Raw genomic sequence first — 16,712 nt, forward strand, 5'->3', positions numbered from 1 at the left:
GCTGTCATGCATGTGACCGCGATCGCCTCGACCAAAGGCGGGGTGGGTAAGACCACCACCGCTGCCAACCTGGGCGGCTTGGCCGCCGATGCCGGGTTGCGAGTGCTGCTGTTGGACCTGGATGTGCAGCCTACCCTGTCCAGCTACTACACCCTACCCCATCGGGCCCCGGCTGGGTGTTACGAGCTGCTGGCCTACAACGAATCCAGCCGCTCGCAATTGATCTGCCGCACCGCCATTGAGGGCTTGGACCTGGTGGTGTCGAATGATGCGCAAGGCCAGTTGAACACCCTGCTTTTGCATGCACCGGACGGCCGCCTGCGACTGCGTAACCTGTTGTCATTGTTCCAGCCACACTACGACCTGTTGTTGATCGACACCCAGGGCGCACGCAGCGTACTGCGGGAGATGGCGATTCTGGCGTCCGACCTGGTGCTGTCGCCGGTTACGCCGGAAATCCTCGCGGCCCGCGGACTGAGCCGGGGCACCCTGCAGTGCTCAGGAACCTGGCGTCCATTAAGGCAGGCGCTATGAGCAAACCGCCCAACTTGTTCCCGCCAAAACCGAGTGGTGCCCCCCATCCGCTCGAAAAGCCCCGTGTGGACGGCCCGCACATGGCGACCGTCCTCGGGCCGCCTGGTGATGAGATCTATTGCGATGAATGGGGCCGGGTCATGGTCAGCTTCCCCTAGGACCGGGAAAGCAACGAACAACAAACTCAGCTCTTGCTGGGTGCGGGTATCCCAGGGTTGGGCCGGTGGCAATTGGGGAGCGGTGGCCATCCCGCGTATCGGCCAGGACGTAATCCAGTTCCAGGCAGAAGGGCATAGTCAGCGACCAACGACGCATAAGGCAGGCGCTCAGGTAGGTAGTGTAGCCGCATAGAGCTCCTGGCCGTTGACCTTGGCGGCCTTGGGCACAGCGATGAACAGCCGTGCCCTGCGCCCGATGACACATGGCTCGATCGCACGCTCCGCAACGTTGTACAGCCAGCGTTTCAATTGGCCCAGAATCATTGGCGCGTGAGCCGTGTCTTCCACAAAGGCAGCCAGTTCATCCGCTTGCAGGAGGAAGCCGCTGGCACCGATCAAATCACTCCGAGGCAAAAACCGCCTCTCCGCGATCTCAGCGTTATGTGCCCCTGTTCAACATTCTGGCGCTTTGCTTGATCGCGGCTGTGGCGCTACAGTTGACCAATTGAGTAGGATTTAACGCTCATACTCGTTGTACGGCTAGTTTCGTCCTGGATACAACACCTCCAGATCACGTCGGGGCGGCCTTGAACGGAGGTGCGATGATTAACCGAACAGCGGCTGACTGGCAGCGCCTGCAAGACCTGCCGGCGCTGCTTGAACAGCTACCTACCCTCGCTGCAGAACTGGCGTTCCCCTTCTACAGCTTCACCTTTAGCAGCCAGACCCATCAACTCAGCGCAGGCAACCTCCCGCCACAGGGCACGCAATTGGTCCAGGCAGCTCTGGACTTGCGACCAGACACTCGCCAATACTCGAACATGCCCGTGATGTGGAGCGAAAACGCATTGCAGTCTGCCCCAGGCTCATGGGCGACGGCTTATGCACTGGGCCTACGTCACGGCTGGATCCAGCCGCTTCACGACGGTAGCGCCCACAGCAGCCTGACGCTGCTGCGCCCTCACGTCAGCGTGTCGATCACCGAGCATTACGAAAAAGCCGCGTGGGTCATGTGGCTGGGTGAACGCCTGCATCTGGCCGCCGCCCGGGAGGCAAGCCTGGCTGAACGCGAACATGGGCCGGCCTTTAACCCAGCTCTACGAAATCGCTATAATTGAAAATGTACTTGGAATTTCGTGGCTGGCAGAAACGAAAAAAGACGCCGAAGCGTCTATTTTCGATGATTTACAGACCTCAATCGAAACCTGTAAATCGATATTTGGAGCGGGAAACGAGACTCGAACTCGCGACCCCGACCTTGGCAAGGTCGTGCTCTACCAACTGAGCTATTCCCGCGTCGTGATGGGTGCCATTCTAGCGGTTTCAAAAACCGCGTCAACCCCTTGATTCAAAAAAACTTTTACTTCTGCTCCGAACCTTCGCGCAGGTGCGGCCAGGCCGCCAGCAGATAGTGCGCCATCGACCACAGCGTGAGCCCCGCCGCCACCAACAGCAATGCATAGCCGAGAATCACCCAGAAGGTCACCGCTGGCGGGTTGCCCAGCAGGATCACCAGCGCCAGCATCTGCGCTGCGGTTTTCCACTTGCCCAGGTTGGACACGGCCACGTGTGCCCGCGCGCCCAGCTCGGCCATCCACTCGCGCAGTGCCGAAACCACGATTTCACGGCCTATGATCACCGCCGCCGGCAGGGTAAGCCAGAAATTGGCGTGGGTCTGTACCAGCAGCACCAGGGCCACCGCCACCATCAGCTTGTCGGCCACCGGGTCGAGGAAGGCACCGAAGGGCGTGCTTTGCTGCAGGCGACGCGCCAGGTAGCCGTCCAGCCAGTCGGTGGCAGCGGCAACCGCGAACACGCTGCTGGCGGCCATGTAACTCCACTGGTACGGCATGTAGAACAGCAGAATGAAGCACGGGATGAGCAGGACGCGTAGAACGGTGAGCAAGTTTGGAATATTCATCGGTACGACTGGCCGCAAGTTGAGCCGGCATTCTACTCGCTATGCAGGCTGGCATAAATTGATTCGGCAAGCTTTTTGCTGATGCCGGGCGCTTTGGCAATTTCATCGATACTGGCGCGGTTGAGCTCCTGCAGGCCGCCGAAATGTTTCAGCAGGTCGCGGCGGCGCTTTGGCCCTACCCCGGCAACATCTTCCAAGCTGGACACCCGCCGCGCCTTGCCACGCCGGGCGCGATGGCCGGTGATGGCAAAGCGGTGGGCTTCGTCACGGATCTGCTGGATCAGGTGCAAGGCCGCAGAATCGCCCTTGAGGGTGAATTCGTGGTGCACGTCGTTCAGGTACAGGGTTTCGAAACCGGCCTTGCGCGTGACGCCCTTGGCGACACCCAGCAGGGTCAGTTCGCTGAAACCCAGCTCCTGCATCACATCGCGGGCCATGTTCAGCTGGCCTTTGCCACCGTCCACCAGCAGCACGTCGGGCAGTTTGCCCTCGCCGTCCTTGATGCGCCCATAGCGGCGGGTCAGGGCCTGGTGCATGGCGGCGTAATCGTCGCCAGCGGTGACGCCTTCGATATTGAAGCGGCGGTAGTCGGACTTGATCGGCCCCTCGGGGCCGAACACCACGCAGCTGGCTACGGTGGCTTCGCCACTGGAGTGACTGATGTCGTAGCACTCCAGGCGCTGCGGCACTTCGTCCAGGCCCAGGACCTCGGCCAGGGCCTCGAAGCGGGCCGCCATGTGCTGACGGTTGGCCAGCCGAGCATTGAGCGCCTGCTCGGCGTTGGTCACGGCCAGTTGCTGCCAGCGGGCCCGGGTGCCCCTTACCCGGTGGCTGATGGTCAGCTCGCGCCCACGCAACGTGTGCAGGGCCTCGGTAATGGCGGTGAAGTCTTCGTGCACAACGTTGACGATCAACTCGCCTGGCAGTTCGCGCTCTGCATTGCCCAGGTAGTACTGGGAAAGAAAGGCGGCCATGACCTCGGCCAGGTCCTCCTCGATGCCCACCTGCGGGAAGAAGTTCTTGCTGCCCAGTACCCGCCCACCGCGCACGCTGATCAGGTGCACGCAGGCGCCACCCGGGTTGACGAAGGCAGCGATGACATCGACATCACCTGTGCCACCTTCGATGTACTGCTGGTCCTGCACGCGGCGCAGCAGGCTGATCTGGTCGCGCAGTTCGGCGGCCTTTTCGAAATCGAGGGCCATGGCGGCTTTCTCCATTTCGGCATTCAATTCATTGCCCAACTGCTGGCTGCGCCCTTCCAGAAACATCACCGAATGGCGCACGTCCTCGGCATACTCCTGGGCGCTTACCAAGTCGGTGCACGGCCCTTTGCAGCGCTTGATCTGGTACTGCAGGCAGGGCCGGGTGCGGTTGGCGTAATAGCTGTCTTCGCACTGGCGCACGGAAAAGGCCTTTTGCAACAGGCTGAGGCTTTCGCGTATGGCGCCGGCGCTGGGGTATGGGCCGAAGTAACGGCCCTTGGCCTTTTTCGCGCCCCGATGAATACCCAGGCGGGGAAACTCCCCGTCAGACAAGAACACGTAGGGGTACGACTTATCGTCGCGCAGCAGGATGTTGTAAGGCGGCCGCCATTCCTTGATCAGGTTCTGCTCCAGCAGCAACGCCTCGGTTTCGTTGGCGGTGATGGTGGTCTCGACCTGGGCAATGCGCGCAACCAGCGCGGCGGTCTTGGGGGCCAGGCCGGTCTTGCGGAAATAGCTGGCCAGGCGCTTTTTCAGGTTCTTGGCCTTGCCCACATAAAGCAGGCGGGCGTCGACGTCGAACATCCGATAAACGCCGGGGCGACCACTGCAGGTCGCCAGGAATGCGCTGGCATCAAAAAAAACGTGGGACATGAGGTTTACAGGCTTGCGTCAACCATACCGTGGCGAACGGCCAGCAAGGTCAATTCGACGTCGCTGGTGACCGAGAGTTTTTCAAAGATCCGATAACGGTAAGTATTGACGGTCTTGGGCGAGAGGCACAACTTGTCGGAGATGATCTGCACTTTCTGACAACCGACGATCATCAGGGCGATCTGGATTTCCCGCTCGGACAAGGCGTCGAACGGCGAGCCTTGTGGCTGGAACGGCTTGAGCGCCAGCTGCTGGGCGATCTGCGGGCTGATGTAGCGCTGGCCGGCAAACGCCAGGCGGATGGCCTGGACCATTTCATCGAGCCCTGCGCCCTTGGTCAGGTAACCGGCAGCGCCGGCCTGCAGCAAGCGCGTGGGGAACGGGTCTTCCTCGCACACGGTGACTGCAACCACTTTGATGTCCGGGTGGCTGCGCAACAGTTTGCGAGTGGCTTCCAGGCCACCGATGCCGGGCATTTTCACGTCCATCAGCACCACGTCTGGCTTCAGCTCACGGGCCAGCTTGAGCGCCGACTCGCCCGAGTCCCCCTCACCCACCACCTGCAGGCCGTCAATGTCGGCCAACATGCGCGTAATACCGGTTCGTACCAGATCGTGATCATCGACGACTAAGACCCTAATCAAGCACACACCTCATCAGCAGGGCGATTGGATCCCGCCACCTTAACAAAATTTTTCACAGTGGGCCTAACGCATTACTTCCGTCAGAAACGTCCGACACTCAGCTGTGAGAATCCATACTGTTTACCGGGGTTTAACATGACCCGTCAAGCGCGCCAACAGGTGGGCAACGCGCCAGCTGATCATCGATATGGATCCTTGATGCCTACGCCGTTCGCGCTGGACACGCCAGCGCCTGACGATCACTCGATAGCGCGCTGCATACGCACGAAGCAATCGTCTTCGCCCATCTCGATAAACCCATGGCGCTGGTAAAGGCGGCGTGCCGGATTGCTGCGAAACACCATCAGCCTGAGCAGCGGCAACTGCCGCTGCCTGGCCCACAGTGCCAACTGCTCCAGCACCCAACTGCCAACACCGCGCCCGCGGTGCTCGGGGAGCAAATGCAACTCGCGGATGAACAGGGCCTGGCGGTCCTGGCTGAGGCTGCAGTAACCCAGCACCGCGGTGCCATCTGCCACCAGCCACTGTTCGCGCCAGTCCCAGGCCTGGTCGAAGGCGTCTTCCAGCCATAGCAGACCGTATTGGCCGTAATAAGGCAGCATGGCGCGGCGAGTCAGGTCGCGGGCGAAGGTGCAGTGGCTGGTGGTGGCAGGAATCAGTTGCAGGCACATGTCAATCAACGCTCGCGGTCGCGGTTGACGTTGTGCCCGGGGCTGGCCAGCAGGGCAGTCCCAGGCACCGATGCACGGAGGCGATCAGTAGGTTCGCCAGGTTGGCGAGGGGCTGCTGGGTCAGGCCTCAGGCTGCTCGGCAGCAGGCTCGGCGGCAGGGGCTGCAGCCTGTGCCTTGGCCTTCGCCCGGTTACGGCGTTCCTGGCTGCGGTGCCGCGCAGCCTGCTGCTTGGCATGCAGTGCCTGTGCAGCAGTCACAGTACCCGCGGCTTGGCCGCTGAGGTCCAGGCGCGGTGCATTTTCGACCATGCTGGCCCAGTACCGGGCGCCGCGACACCAAGTGGAAATACCCAGCTTCAGCTGTTCACGGGTAAGCCCGAGCAGCTCCAGGTGTTGCTCGGCATCCTTGAAGATGCCTTCCTTGAGCGGCACCTTGGGGGCCGGGTTGACCGGGAAGGCCAGGGGAAAATGCTTCTGCAAAGGCCAGATCGCAGCGACCGCCGGATCGTGTTCGCGCGGCTTCGCCTGCGGGGACGGCTTGCGCTTTGGCTGTTTCGCGCTTTCGGCCTTTACCTGCTGTTTCTCCGCCCGCAGGCGGTCGCGTAGCTCTGCTAGTTGTTCAAAACCCATCGTTCAATTCACTGCTTGTGGTTGATTGCGGGCTGCAAGGATAACCCATGCAGCCACCCCAGTGTTTGCAGGTCATCTTTCCATCAGCTGAACACCCACAGCACCCGCGTTGGTTTGCCGGTCAGGTTGGCATAACGAAAGCTGGCATGTGGCTGCAGCTGGAAACTGTCATTGGCGCGCAGGGTAACGGGCTCACCGCCGTCGAGCCACACGGTCAATTCGCCTTCGAGCACGAAACACCCCTGCTCCGAGCTGTCGTTCAGGTACTCCTCGCCACTGCTCGCCCCAGGTTCAAGGTGGCTGTCGAGCATGGAGAATGCGCCACTGATGCTGGGGGATGCCAGCACATCGGTGATGCCACCGGCCAGGTGCAAGGTGCGGCGCTCGTGCGGGCGGGTGACCCAGTCGAGCTCGCGGGGCTTGGCCAGCTTGTAGAAGTAGGCAGTCGACACACCGAGCTCTTCGCTGATGGCCGTCAAGTCGGCGACGGTCGGGCGCGAAACACCGCGCTCGACCTGGGACAGGAACCCCACCGAGCGGCCAATACGCTGGGCCAACTCGCCCAAGGTCAGGCCCTTGAACTTGCGCAGGTCGCGAATCAGTACTGCCAGACCTTCGATTTCTTCGTGCACTTTCATAGTTGAATCGCGACGTTCGGACGGAAAAACAATGCCCTGAAAAGTACAGGATTCAACCTGCAAAGCAAAATGCTTCCACGCCTTGCTGCGTGCCCGCCAGGCGAACCGGGGCCGCTTTGCAGCCCCGCTGAGGCTACCTGCCGCTCAGCGAACAGCCTCATACGTGAGGTCGAGGCATTTGCGCGCCTTTGCTACCAGCTCGTCGATCTCGGCAAGGCTGATCACCAAAGGCGGCGCGATGATCATCGTGTCGCCCACCGCGCGCATGATCAGGCCGTTGTCGAAGCATTGCTGGCGGCAGATCATGCCTACGCCATTGCCTGGGTAGCGGGTGCGGCTGGCCTTGTCTTTGACCAGCTCGATCGCGCCCAGCATGCCCAGGCCACGCACCTCACCGACCAACGGGTGGTCGGCCAGCTCACGCAGGCGTTGCTGCAGGTATGGCGCAGTCTGTTCCTGAACCTGCGTGATGATCTGCTCGTCGCGCAGGATGCGCAGGTTCTCAAGCGCCACCGCCGCGGCCACTGGGTGGCCGGAATAGGTAAAGCCGTGGTTGAAGTCGCCACCTTCGCTGACGACCCGCGCCACCTCGTCACGCACGATCACGCCGCCCATCGGGATGTAGCCCGAAGTCAAGCCCTTGGCGATGGTCATCAGGTCGGGCTCGAGGTCATAGTAGTCAGTACCGAACCACTGCCCGGTACGGCCAAAGCCGCAGATCACTTCATCGGCCACGAACAGGATGTCGTACTTGGCAAGGATCTGCTTGACCTTCGGCCAATAAGTGTCCGGCGCAATGATCACGCCCCCGGCACCCTGGATCGGCTCGGCGATGAAGGCTGCGACGTTGTTTTCGCCCACCTCCAGAATCTTGCGCTCCAGCTGCCCGGCGGCCCACACACCGAAGTCGGCCTCGGTCATGTCGCCGCCCTCGCCGAACCAGTACGGCTGCGGGATATGCACGATATCCGGGATCACCCCGCCCTGCTGGTGCATGCCGCTCATGCCCCCCAGGGCAGCGCCTGCCACGGTAGAGCCGTGGTAGCCGTTGATGCGGCCGATGATCACCTTCTTGTCGGGCTGGCCTTTCAGCGCCCAGTAATGGCGCACCATGCGCAGCACGGTGTCATTGCCTTCGGAACCGGAGCCGGTGAAGAACACATGGTTCATGCCTGGCGGGGCCAGGTCGGCGATCGCCTTGGCCAGCTCCAGCGCCGGTGGGTGCGCGGTCTGGAAGAACAGGTTGTAGTACGGCAGCTGCTTCATTTGCTGGCTGGCGACCTCCGCCAGCTCATCGCGGCCATAGCCGACCGCCACGCACCACAGGCCAGCCATGGCATCAAGGATCTTGTTGCCCTCGCTATCCCACAGGTATACGCCCTTGGCCTGGGTGATGATGCGCGGGCCTTTCTCGGCCAACTGTTTAGCATCGCTGAACGGCGCCAGGTGGTGGTCGCGGCTAAGCGCTTGCCAAGCCTGGCTCTGCGAATTCTGTGCACTCATCGTCTTCACTCCATCAGGTCGCGCAGGCGCGCTGCGCGGTGGGTTGCTTGCGGTTCTGGCGCAGCAGCCAGCGCTGGCGGCAAGCCGCGCCGAACGCCTGGAACAGGGTCAGGTACTGCGGGTTGTCCATGACCTGGTACTCGGGGTGCCATTGCACGGCCAGGCTGAAGCCCTGGCCGTTGTCCAGCGAGATCGCCTCCACCAGGCCGTCGGGCGCCAATGCCTCCACCCTCAACCCCGGCGCCAGCACATCGATGCCCTGGCCGTGGATGGAGTTGACCTCGAACACTGCCGGCAAGCCCAGGCGTTCGAGCAAACCGCCTGGTTGCACATGCATGGTGTGGCGCGGGCCGTATTGCTTGGCAATTGGCTCGCCCGCGCCTTCGCGGTGGTCCTTGAATGCGCCAGCCTCATGCACGTTCTGATGCAGGGTGCCGCCCAGTGCCACGTTCATTTCCTGAAAACCACGGCAGATGCCCAGCACCGGCACGCCGGCAGCGATCGCCGCGCGCATCAGCGGTAATGTGGTGGCGTCTCGCAGCCGGTCGTGTTGGGTGCCCTCGGCACTGGCCGCGCCGTGGTAGTGAAACGGCTCGATATTGGACGGCGAACCGGTAAAGATCAGCCCGTCCACCACCTCAAGGATGTCGGCGCTGTCGAGCAGCTCGCCCAGGCTGGGTATCACGATGGGCAGGCCGCACGCAGCCTTGGCTGCCGCACGTGCATACTTCTCGGCAATGGTCTGGGTGGCATGCTGCCCGCTCATGGTGGTGCAAGCGGTGATGCCGATCACGGGCACACGTGGCATAGCGTCCTCCGGCAATGGGTATTGCGCGTGGTTTAGGTTGGCAAGGGATGGGGGCGAACTGCAGGCGCTACAGGAACCAGCGATACTCGCGGGCATCGATGTGACGCATGAAGTCCAGTTGCTCCTGGTACTTGTTTTCGCAATAGACCATCACGAACTCGCTGCCCAGGCCTTGCTCCAGCACCGGGTGATGACGCATCGCGGCCAGGCCGCTGAGCGGATCCTTGGGGAAGTCGATGCCGCTCTGGCGGTCGTCGTTCAGCGGGGCGATGGGCTCGACGCCCCGCTCCAGGCCGTACTCCATACCGGTGAGAATGGCCGCCAGCACCAGGTAAGGGTTGGCATCTGCGCCTGCCAGGCGGTGCTCGATGCGCAGGTTGCGCGTGTCGGACTCGGGGATGCGAATGCACGCATCACGGTCCTCGAACCCCCAGCTGGCCTTGCTCGCAGCGTTGACCATGGCACCGTAACGGCGGTAGGCGTTGTGGTTGGGGGCAAAAATCGGCATACAGTGCGGCAGCAGCTCAAGGCACCCCGCCACCGCATGGCGCAGCTTGCGCTGTTCGGCAGCGGCAAGCAGGTTGTCGCCGGCGTTGTCGTATAGGCTGACATGCACGTGCATGCCGCTGCCCGGCGCATCCAGGTAAGGCTTGCTCATGAAGCTGGCACGGTAACCGTGCTTCAGCGCAATGCCCCGGGTACTGCGGCAGAACAGTGCCGACCAGTCTGCCGCGGCAAGGGCATCGTCGCTGTGCGAGAAGTTGATCTCGAACTGGCCTGGGCCCAGTTCGGCAGTGATCACGTTCGCCGGCACGCCTTGCTCATTGGCGCCGTCGACCATTTCATGCAGCACCGAGGAAAAGCGCGAGAGGCGCTCGATGTGCATGTTCGGCTGGTCGTCTGGGTCGCCGGTGGCAGGGTCACGCGGGTAACGGGGCAAGCCGTTGTCCAGCGCGCGATCAAACAGGTAGAACTCCAGTTCGAACGCCACCACCGGGCGTATGCCTCGCCTGGCCAGGCGCTGCAGCACGCGGGCCAGCACTTCCCGTGGCTCGAACTCGATCGGTTTGGCGGTGCCGTCGGAAGTGATCAGCATCTGGGCGCTTGGTTCTTTTTCCCAGCGCACCGGCTTCAGCGTACCTGGCACCAGCCGCCGTACGGCATCCGGGTCACCGTCGGCAAAGCAGTAGTCACCTATCGGGTAAAGACCGCCCTGGGTACCCAGCAGCACGCAGTTCTGCGGCAGCTTCAGCGGTGCACCAGCTGCAACCTTTTCCAGCATGTCGATGGGGTAGCGCTTGCCGTAGAAATGCCCGGGAATGTCCAGCGCAATCAAGTCGACATAACGTATGGCCGGGTGCTGCGCTCGAAACGCACGCACTTCAAGCAGCAAATCCGCAGAGGGGGCACTCATGTTCTTGTCCTTGTGAGGTGAACCAACTCAAGTGAAGACCCGCCCTTGAATGCCGCCGCGTTTGCAAGGGCTTCAACCTCTGGCACGCCTTCAATAGCCTGGGCGCTCGTGAAATTTCCGAATACATTTTTCATGAAAAAATACATTAAAAATTTCACGCGTCAAGATTATCTGCGTGCCGCCGGGCTGCGCCTGCGCGACTTGGCTCCTGTCAAGCGCAACAAGCCAGTAGCTTAACTACTGGTTCTTAGAAGCTTGACTGTCTCCCTTGCCACGCGAGAGCGCTGCTATGGTGGAAGCACTTACGGAATCAATGAACGCCAACCTGGGAGGCAGTATGACAGTAGACAAAGTTGCAATTATCACGGCCGGTGGCAGCGGCATGGGTGCGGCCGCTGCCCGGCGCCTGGCCGCGGATGGTTTTAACGTGGGCATTCTTTCTTCATCGGGCAAGGGCGAGGCCCTGGCGGCCGAGCTTGGCGGCATCGGCGTCACTGGTAGCAACCAATCCGTTGAAGACCTGCAGCGCCTGGTAGACGCTGTGGTCGGCAAATGGGGCCGCATCGATGTGCTGGTCAATAGCGCAGGGCACGGCCCACGTGCGCCTATCCTGGAGATCAGCGACGAGGACTGGCACAAAGGCATGGACACTTACCTGCTCAATGTCATTCGCCCGACACGCCTGGTGACGCCCCACATGCAGCGGCAAAAGGGTGGCGTGATCATCAACATTTCTACCGCCTGGGCCTTCGAGCCGAGCGACTTGTTCCCCACTTCTGCGGTGTTCCGCTCGGGGCTGGCGGCCTTCAGCAAGATCTTCGCCGACACCTACGCCGCCGATAACGTGCGCATCAACAACGTGCTGCCGGGCTGGATAGACAGCTTGCCGGCCACCGAGCAACGCCGCGACAGCGTACCGCTCAAACGTTACGGCACCCGCGAAGAAATTGCCGCCACCATCGCGTTTCTTGCCGGCGAGGGTGCTGCTTACATAACCGGGCAGAACATCAAGGTCGATGGCGGCCTGACGCGTAGCGTCTGAGACCGCTGACGAGACAAGCGCTTGCTCACTTGCTGGTGGTCGAATAACCAACTCCCACACTGGGGCGGCAACCAGGCAAGCGCTTCGCGCTGGCGCACGGGGTAACAACTGCGCACCTGAAATGTGCACAAAATTCCCAACTCATGTACTCGCCCGCTAGGCAGGCATTGGCGATCCACCACGAACCCCTTGCAACTACCTGCGCCTGATCGATTGGTACGAATCTTGTTTGTATACAAATCCAAAAACAAAAGTACACAACCATCATGGAGTTCCGATGGCGTCGATTTCGCGTTCCGATGTTAGCCAGCTTGATGCATGCCCCACCGCCACGGCCGACGCCGGCCAGGTCACATTGAGCCCGCGCCTGTACAGTGCCGACCTGGCCCCGACCCGTGCCGCCAAGCGCACCTGGGGTCGCTACAGCCTGTTCGCGCTGTGGACCAATGACGTGCACAACATGGCCAACTACTCGTTCGCCATCGGGCTGTTCGCCCTGGGCATGAGCGGGGCGCAGATTCTGGCCGCCTTCGCCCTCGGTGCCTTGGTGATCTACGGCCTGATGAACCTGTCCGGCTACATGGGTCAGAAAACCGGCCTGCCCTACCCGGTCATGTGCCGGATCAGCTTCGGCATCCATGGCGCCCAGGTTCCGGCACTGATCCGCGCGGTGATCGCCATTGCCTGGTTCGGCATCCAGACCTACCTGGCTTCGGTGGTGCTGCGTGTACTGCTCACCGCCATCGCCCCAGACCTCAAGGCCTACGACCAGAACAGCATCCTCGGGCTGTCGAGCCTGGGCTGGGTCACCTTCCTCGGCATCTGGTGCGTGCAGGTGGCAATTTTCGCCTACGGCATGGAAATGGTGCGCCGCTTCGAGTCGTTGGCCGGGCCGATCATTCTGGTCGCCTTCGCCAGCCTGGCCGGCTGGATGTACTGGCGCAGCGGCTTGTCGATCGCCTGGTCCAGCGGCAACGCCCCTACCGGTTCGGCCATGTGGCTGAAGGTGCTCGGCGCGGCTGCGCTGTGGGTCTCGCTGTACGGCACCATGATCCTCAACTTCTGTGACTTCACCCGCAATTGCCCGGACCGGCGCACCATCAGCGTAGGCAACTTCTGGGGCCTGCCGGTGAACATGCTTGGTTTTGCCCTGATTGCAGTGGTACTGGCCGGTGCGCAGTTCAGCATCGATGGCAAGCTGGTGCAGAGCCCGACCGAAATCGTTGCGGCCATCCCCAACACCGCCGGCCTGGTATTGGCTTGCCTGGCTTTCCTGATCGTGACCGTGGCAGTGAACATCATGGCCAACTTCGTCGCCCCGGCCTACGTGCTGACCAACCTGGCACCCAACCTGCTGAACTTCCGCCGCGCAGGCTTGCTCAGTGCTGCCATTGCGGTCGTGATCCTGCCCTGGCACCTCTACAACAGCCCCTCAGTGATCGTGTACTTCCTCGGTGGCCTGGGCGCCCTGCTCGGCCCGCTGTACGGCATCATCGTCACCGACTACTACCTGGTACGCCGCAGCCGGGTGAACCTGCCGCAGCTCTACAGCGAAAGCAGGCAGGCGGCCTACCACTACAGCGGCGGGGTCAACCTGCGTGCCGTCGCGGCATTCGTGCCGGCGGCACTGATCGCCATCGTGCTGGCGCTGGTGCCAGCCTTCGACACCTTGTCGCAGTTCTCCTGGTTCTTCGGCGCCGGCCTGGGTGGGCTGATCCACTACGCCCTCGCCAACCGCAACGCCAGCTACCTCGCGGTGAGCGGCGAGAGCATTGCGGTGGATAGCGCGCATCACTGACCGGGGCACGATCAGCCGACTGATGAGGGCCAGTGATGCTGGCCCTTAGCCCGCACGGATGCATGCGTGTAAAGAGGTCTGCACCTCCACTGCGCGGCCCCCTGGCACCTTCCCGGCGCGCATGCCCCACGACCCGCCTGACCCGCAGGGCCACCCGCGTAACCGCGCCAAACGACACCACCCTACTCCCAAGCTTTGGTTGCCCGCTGCCGGCCGGCCATTTGCAGGCAACTATTTTTTTGTCCCCGTGCATCCAATAGGCCCCGTGGTGGGTATTGCTGATGGGTGGACCATGACCGCCCAGCCAAATGACCTGTCAGGAGCATTACCCATGAGCCATACCTACTCCGCTTGCCTGCTCGCCTGCAGCCTTGCCCTGGCGCTGCAGACCGCCCACGCGCAAACCGCCGTGCCCACTGCCGTCCAGGTGCCCGAGGGGCATCGCGTTATGCTGGAGACCGTCGGGGTCGGCGAGATCACCTATGAGTGCCGCGACAAAGCCGATGCGGCCGGCCAGACCGAATGGACCTTCGTTGGGCCCAAGGCCGTGCTCAATGACCGTAGCGGCAAACAAGTGGGCGACTACTTTGGTCCTCCCGCCACCTGGCAAGCGAAGGATGGCTCGAAAGTCACCGGCAACCAGTTGGCGCTGGCCCCGGCAGACAAAGGCGCCATTCCTTATCAACTGGTCAAGGCCAACCCGGCCGAAGGTAAAGGCGCCATGCAAGGCGTCAGCTACATCCAGCGCCTGGCCACCCGCGGCGGCGTGGCCCCTACCAGCGACTGCACGGCCCAGAACAAGGGGGCCAGGCAGGTCGTCCAGTACCAGGCCGACTATGTGTTCTGGACAGCCAGGTAACGCGCGCCGGCGCCAACATCCAGCAGCGGATGATCTAAGCTCGATGGCAAGCCCCCGGCTGGATGGCCGGGGTACCTCGCCAGACACAAGGAAGCCGTACACCTTGAATTCGCCTGTCACCCCATTCGACTTCCACCAGTGCCTGGAGGCCTGCGCACAGGGTGACCGGCGAGCCCTGCAAGCGCTGTACGACCACGAAGGGCCACGCCTGCTGGGCGTAGCCCGGCGTATCGCGCGTGACAACGCCACGGCCGAAGACATCGTCCACGATGCGTTCATTCGCATCTGGACTGGCGCTGCCAGCTACGACCCCGCGCGCGGCTCGGCCCGCGGCTGGATCTACAGCATCACACGCCATCTGGCATTGAATTCGATACGCGATACTCGGCGTGAAACTGTCTTGGACGATGCCGACATGGCTGCCGTGCCCACCTTGCCGGGCAGGCTGGATGACCTGGCCCTGTGGTCAGGCTCGGCAAAGATTTACCGTTGCCTGGAACAATTGCAGCCCGGCCCGCAGCACTGCATCCTGCATGCTTATGTGGACGGCTGCAGCCACGCCGAAATCGCCACTCTGCTGGGCGCCCCCCTTGGCACCGTCAAGGCTTGGATCAAGCGCAGCCTGAAAGCACTGCGGGAGTGCCTGGAATGAAGCCGGAGACTGACGAAGCGCTGGACACCCTCGCCGGCGAGTTCGTATTGGGCACCTTGCCGCCGGAGCAACACACGGCAGTGGCTGAGCGCCTGCGTACCGACTCAGCCCTGCGCGCCGCAGTGGATGCCTGGGAGTCGCGCCTGCTGGAACTGGCCGCGCTGGCCGCGCCGCAGCCACCGAGCCTGCGCCTGTGGGGCCGTATTCAGCGCAGCCTGAACGAGCTGGAGCCCCCGGCAAGCGAGCGGCGAGCCAAGTGGTGGCAACGCCTGGGCCTGTGGCAAGCACTGACGGCCGCCGGGTTGGCGGCCAGTGTAGTGCTGGCGTTCACCTTGCTGACAACGCCCCCACCCGCGACGCAATTCGTGGTGGTGCTGGTGGCACCGAGCAGCCAGGCCCCGGGTTGGGTGGTGCAGACCAGCGACAGCCGCACCATCGAGCTTCTCCCGCTCGGCAAGGATGCGCTCCCTGAAGGCATGGCCTTGCAGTTCTGGACCAAGGGTCCGCAGTGGGGGGCGCCAGTATCCCTGGGCCTGGTGAAACCCGGCGAACCCTACAGGGTCCCCTTGCAGAGCCTGCCACCGCTGGAAGCCGACCAGTTGTTCGAGCTGACACTGGAGAAAGCCGGCGGCTCGCCTACCGGCCTACCAACGGGGCCGGTCAAGTTCATAGGCCGGGCGGTGAAAGTGATTTGACCCCTTTGCGTGCCGGCCGGCGAGAGACAGAAACGGTACGCCACAGAAAGCCTGGGAATCATGGGCCGTAGCGAGTTAAATGGTGGCCCTTGCTCGATTGCCGTAGCCGGCAGAGCTGGCCGGCCCGGGTAAGCGCAATTGATGCCCCCAATCAACCGCAGTCTCATGAAAAGGAAGTCGCGCCAATGGAAGTACGTTGCACCTCACTGGAAGAAGTCCGCCACGGGATTGATGCAATCGACCGCAGCCTGGTTTCGCTTCTCGCCCAACGTGGCCGACTCGTGGCGCAAGCGGCCGCCTTCAAAAAGACGACCGATGACGTTCGGGCGCCTGCGCGGGTCGAGCAGGTGATAACGAAGGTTCGCGAAATGGCGGAGCAAACCGGCGCTTCAGCGGAGGTGGTGGAGCAGGTTTACCGGACGATGATCGCGGCCTTCATCAATGAAGAACTGACCACCCACGCGAAGCTGGCCACTGCACCTTCGGGGGATTGAAGAGGCATGCAAGGCGGCCGATGATCAGTCACCGGTTCGAGGCCAGAGCACGGCCTGCGCCACGATCACATCGCTGCCATTGAAGGTGACTGCAGGTGAGCCATGTAACTGGCACCCCATTTCCAAGGCCTCGCTGACCCGCCGGCAGAAGGCGGCGTTGTCGGGGCCGGTCAGCACGCGGTAAATGGGCAGATCATTGGGTGGTGGGCTCATCGCTTTCTTCCTTGGCTCACGCGGCGCGCGTTGTGGCTGATGATCCTGTTGGACATTCGGTAACAGTTGCATCGATCATCGGTGCTCTACTGTATGCGCGCCAACAGGGCTTGGCTACCGGTGGATCGCGCCAGCGTTTCAGCCTTCCTGGTCGAGGCGCGCTACCGGGGCAGCCCCCC

General features: G+C 62.5%; 19 protein-coding genes, 1 tRNA gene and 2 pseudogenes. 10 read left to right on the forward strand and 12 right to left on the reverse strand.

The genetic code is table 11. The features are described from left to right. Nucleotides 1–6 precede the first annotated feature (6 nt). Together GEV39_RS15890 and GEV39_RS26125 are read left to right on the forward strand one after the other, a co-directional pair. Nucleotides 7–522: pseudogene (locus GEV39_RS15890) on the forward strand (ParA family protein); the annotation flags it as partial. Further along, nucleotides 521–840, forward strand: a pseudogene (locus GEV39_RS26125) (phage baseplate assembly protein V); the annotation flags it as partial. The pseudogenes GEV39_RS15890 and GEV39_RS26125, both read left to right, overlap by 2 nt. Before the next feature lie 20 nt (nucleotides 841–860). On the opposite strand, the gene GEV39_RS26565 reads toward GEV39_RS26125, so the two are convergent. After that, nucleotides 861–1,106, reverse strand: a complete 246-nt coding sequence (locus tag GEV39_RS26565; RefSeq protein WP_173890326.1) for a hypothetical protein — start codon at nucleotides 1,104–1,106, stop codon at nucleotides 861–863. 188 nt (nucleotides 1,107–1,294) lie between these two features. Between GEV39_RS26565 and GEV39_RS15900 the strand changes: the two genes are divergently transcribed. Further along, complete coding sequence (locus GEV39_RS15900; protein ID WP_173890328.1) at nucleotides 1,295–1,810, forward strand: autoinducer binding domain-containing protein; 516 nt, start codon at nucleotides 1,295–1,297, stop codon at nucleotides 1,808–1,810. Between the two features lie 102 nt (nucleotides 1,811–1,912). Here GEV39_RS15900 and GEV39_RS15905 read toward each other — a convergent pair. The 10 genes from GEV39_RS15905 to GEV39_RS15950 all read right to left on the reverse strand — a co-directional run bounded on the left by GEV39_RS15905 (nucleotide 1,913) and on the right by GEV39_RS15950 (nucleotide 10,780). Further along, nucleotides 1,913–1,988: transfer RNA gene (locus GEV39_RS15905), tRNA-Gly, on the reverse strand. 64 nt (nucleotides 1,989–2,052) lie between these two features. Then, entirely contained in the window at nucleotides 2,053–2,613 is a 561-nt protein-coding gene (gene pgsA, locus GEV39_RS15910; protein ID WP_029885978.1) for a CDP-diacylglycerol--glycerol-3-phosphate 3-phosphatidyltransferase, read from the reverse strand. Nucleotides 2,614–2,645: 32 nt separating this feature from the next. Continuing rightward, the gene (gene uvrC, locus GEV39_RS15915) at nucleotides 2,646–4,472 is read right to left on the reverse strand and encodes an excinuclease ABC subunit UvrC (protein ID WP_173890330.1); all 1,827 of its coding nucleotides are present in this window, start codon (nucleotides 4,470–4,472) and stop codon (nucleotides 2,646–2,648) included. 5 nt (nucleotides 4,473–4,477) lie between these two features. Beyond that, a complete protein-coding gene (gene gacA / locus GEV39_RS15920) occupies nucleotides 4,478–5,116 on the reverse strand; it encodes a response regulator transcription factor GacA (protein ID WP_003251380.1) in 639 nt (212 codons plus the stop codon). A gap of 239 nt (nucleotides 5,117–5,355) precedes the next feature. Continuing rightward, complete coding sequence (locus GEV39_RS15925) at nucleotides 5,356–5,787, reverse strand: GNAT family N-acetyltransferase (protein ID WP_173890332.1); 432 nt, start codon at nucleotides 5,785–5,787, stop codon at nucleotides 5,356–5,358. Nucleotides 5,788–5,907: 120 nt separating this feature from the next. Beyond that, on the reverse strand, nucleotides 5,908–6,417 hold the full coding sequence (locus tag GEV39_RS15930) for a ProQ/FinO family protein (RefSeq protein ID WP_173890334.1): 510 nt from the start codon (nucleotides 6,415–6,417) through the stop codon (nucleotides 5,908–5,910). An 83-nt stretch (nucleotides 6,418–6,500) separates the two neighbouring features. Then, nucleotides 6,501–7,055, reverse strand: coding sequence for a helix-turn-helix domain-containing protein (locus GEV39_RS15935; protein ID WP_173890336.1), 555 nt, complete (start codon nucleotides 7,053–7,055; stop codon nucleotides 6,501–6,503). Nucleotides 7,056–7,199: 144 nt separating this feature from the next. Continuing rightward, a complete protein-coding gene (locus tag GEV39_RS15940) occupies nucleotides 7,200–8,558 on the reverse strand; it encodes an aspartate aminotransferase family protein (protein ID WP_173890338.1) in 1,359 nt (452 codons plus the stop codon). Between the two features lie 13 nt (nucleotides 8,559–8,571). Then, nucleotides 8,572–9,366: a gamma-glutamyl-gamma-aminobutyrate hydrolase family protein gene (locus tag GEV39_RS15945; protein ID WP_173890339.1), complete on the reverse strand. Its 795-nt coding sequence runs from the start codon at nucleotides 9,364–9,366 to the stop codon at nucleotides 8,572–8,574. A 67-nt stretch (nucleotides 9,367–9,433) separates the two neighbouring features. Then, a complete protein-coding gene (locus tag GEV39_RS15950; protein WP_173890341.1) occupies nucleotides 9,434–10,780 on the reverse strand; it encodes a glutamine synthetase family protein in 1,347 nt (448 codons plus the stop codon). Nucleotides 10,781–10,825: 45 nt separating this feature from the next. Here GEV39_RS15950 and GEV39_RS15955 point away from each other — a divergent pair, with 45 nt between their 5' ends. The 7 genes from GEV39_RS15955 to GEV39_RS15985 all read left to right on the forward strand — a co-directional run bounded on the left by GEV39_RS15955 (nucleotide 10,826) and on the right by GEV39_RS15985 (nucleotide 16,320). Continuing rightward, on the forward strand, nucleotides 10,826–11,017 hold the full coding sequence (locus GEV39_RS15955) for a hypothetical protein (protein ID WP_173890343.1): 192 nt from the start codon (nucleotides 10,826–10,828) through the stop codon (nucleotides 11,015–11,017). A 100-nt stretch (nucleotides 11,018–11,117) separates the two neighbouring features. Then, on the forward strand, nucleotides 11,118–11,822 hold the full coding sequence (locus GEV39_RS15960) for an SDR family oxidoreductase (protein WP_173890345.1): 705 nt from the start codon (nucleotides 11,118–11,120) through the stop codon (nucleotides 11,820–11,822). A 277-nt stretch (nucleotides 11,823–12,099) separates the two neighbouring features. Next, the gene (locus GEV39_RS15965) at nucleotides 12,100–13,620 is read left to right on the forward strand and encodes an NCS1 family nucleobase:cation symporter-1 (RefSeq protein ID WP_173890347.1); all 1,521 of its coding nucleotides are present in this window, start codon (nucleotides 12,100–12,102) and stop codon (nucleotides 13,618–13,620) included. Between the two features lie 331 nt (nucleotides 13,621–13,951). Then, entirely contained in the window at nucleotides 13,952–14,479 is a 528-nt protein-coding gene (locus tag GEV39_RS15970) for a DUF3455 domain-containing protein (RefSeq protein WP_009686314.1), read from the forward strand. A gap of 103 nt (nucleotides 14,480–14,582) precedes the next feature. Beyond that, nucleotides 14,583–15,131: a sigma-70 family RNA polymerase sigma factor gene (locus GEV39_RS15975; RefSeq protein ID WP_249414281.1), complete on the forward strand. Its 549-nt coding sequence runs from the start codon at nucleotides 14,583–14,585 to the stop codon at nucleotides 15,129–15,131. Beyond that, on the forward strand, nucleotides 15,128–15,826 hold the full coding sequence (locus tag GEV39_RS15980; protein WP_009686312.1) for an anti-sigma factor: 699 nt from the start codon (nucleotides 15,128–15,130) through the stop codon (nucleotides 15,824–15,826). The genes GEV39_RS15975 and GEV39_RS15980 overlap by 4 nt, the downstream gene beginning before the upstream one ends. A gap of 185 nt (nucleotides 15,827–16,011) precedes the next feature. Next, nucleotides 16,012–16,320 carry a chorismate mutase gene (locus tag GEV39_RS15985; protein ID WP_173890351.1) on the forward strand — a complete coding sequence of 103 codons (309 nt, stop codon included), beginning with the start codon at nucleotides 16,012–16,014 and terminating at the stop codon, nucleotides 16,318–16,320. 24 nt (nucleotides 16,321–16,344) lie between these two features. On the opposite strand, the gene GEV39_RS15990 is transcribed toward GEV39_RS15985, so the two are convergent. Further along, nucleotides 16,345–16,533, reverse strand: a complete 189-nt coding sequence (locus GEV39_RS15990; RefSeq protein WP_173890352.1) for a DUF1737 domain-containing protein — start codon at nucleotides 16,531–16,533, stop codon at nucleotides 16,345–16,347. Between the last annotated feature and the right edge of the window lie 179 nt (nucleotides 16,534–16,712).

Origin of the sequence: Pseudomonas sp. NY5710 (assembly GCF_013305665.1) — a bacterium.
Lineage (GTDB): Bacteria > Pseudomonadota > Gammaproteobacteria > Pseudomonadales > Pseudomonadaceae > Aquipseudomonas > Aquipseudomonas juntendi.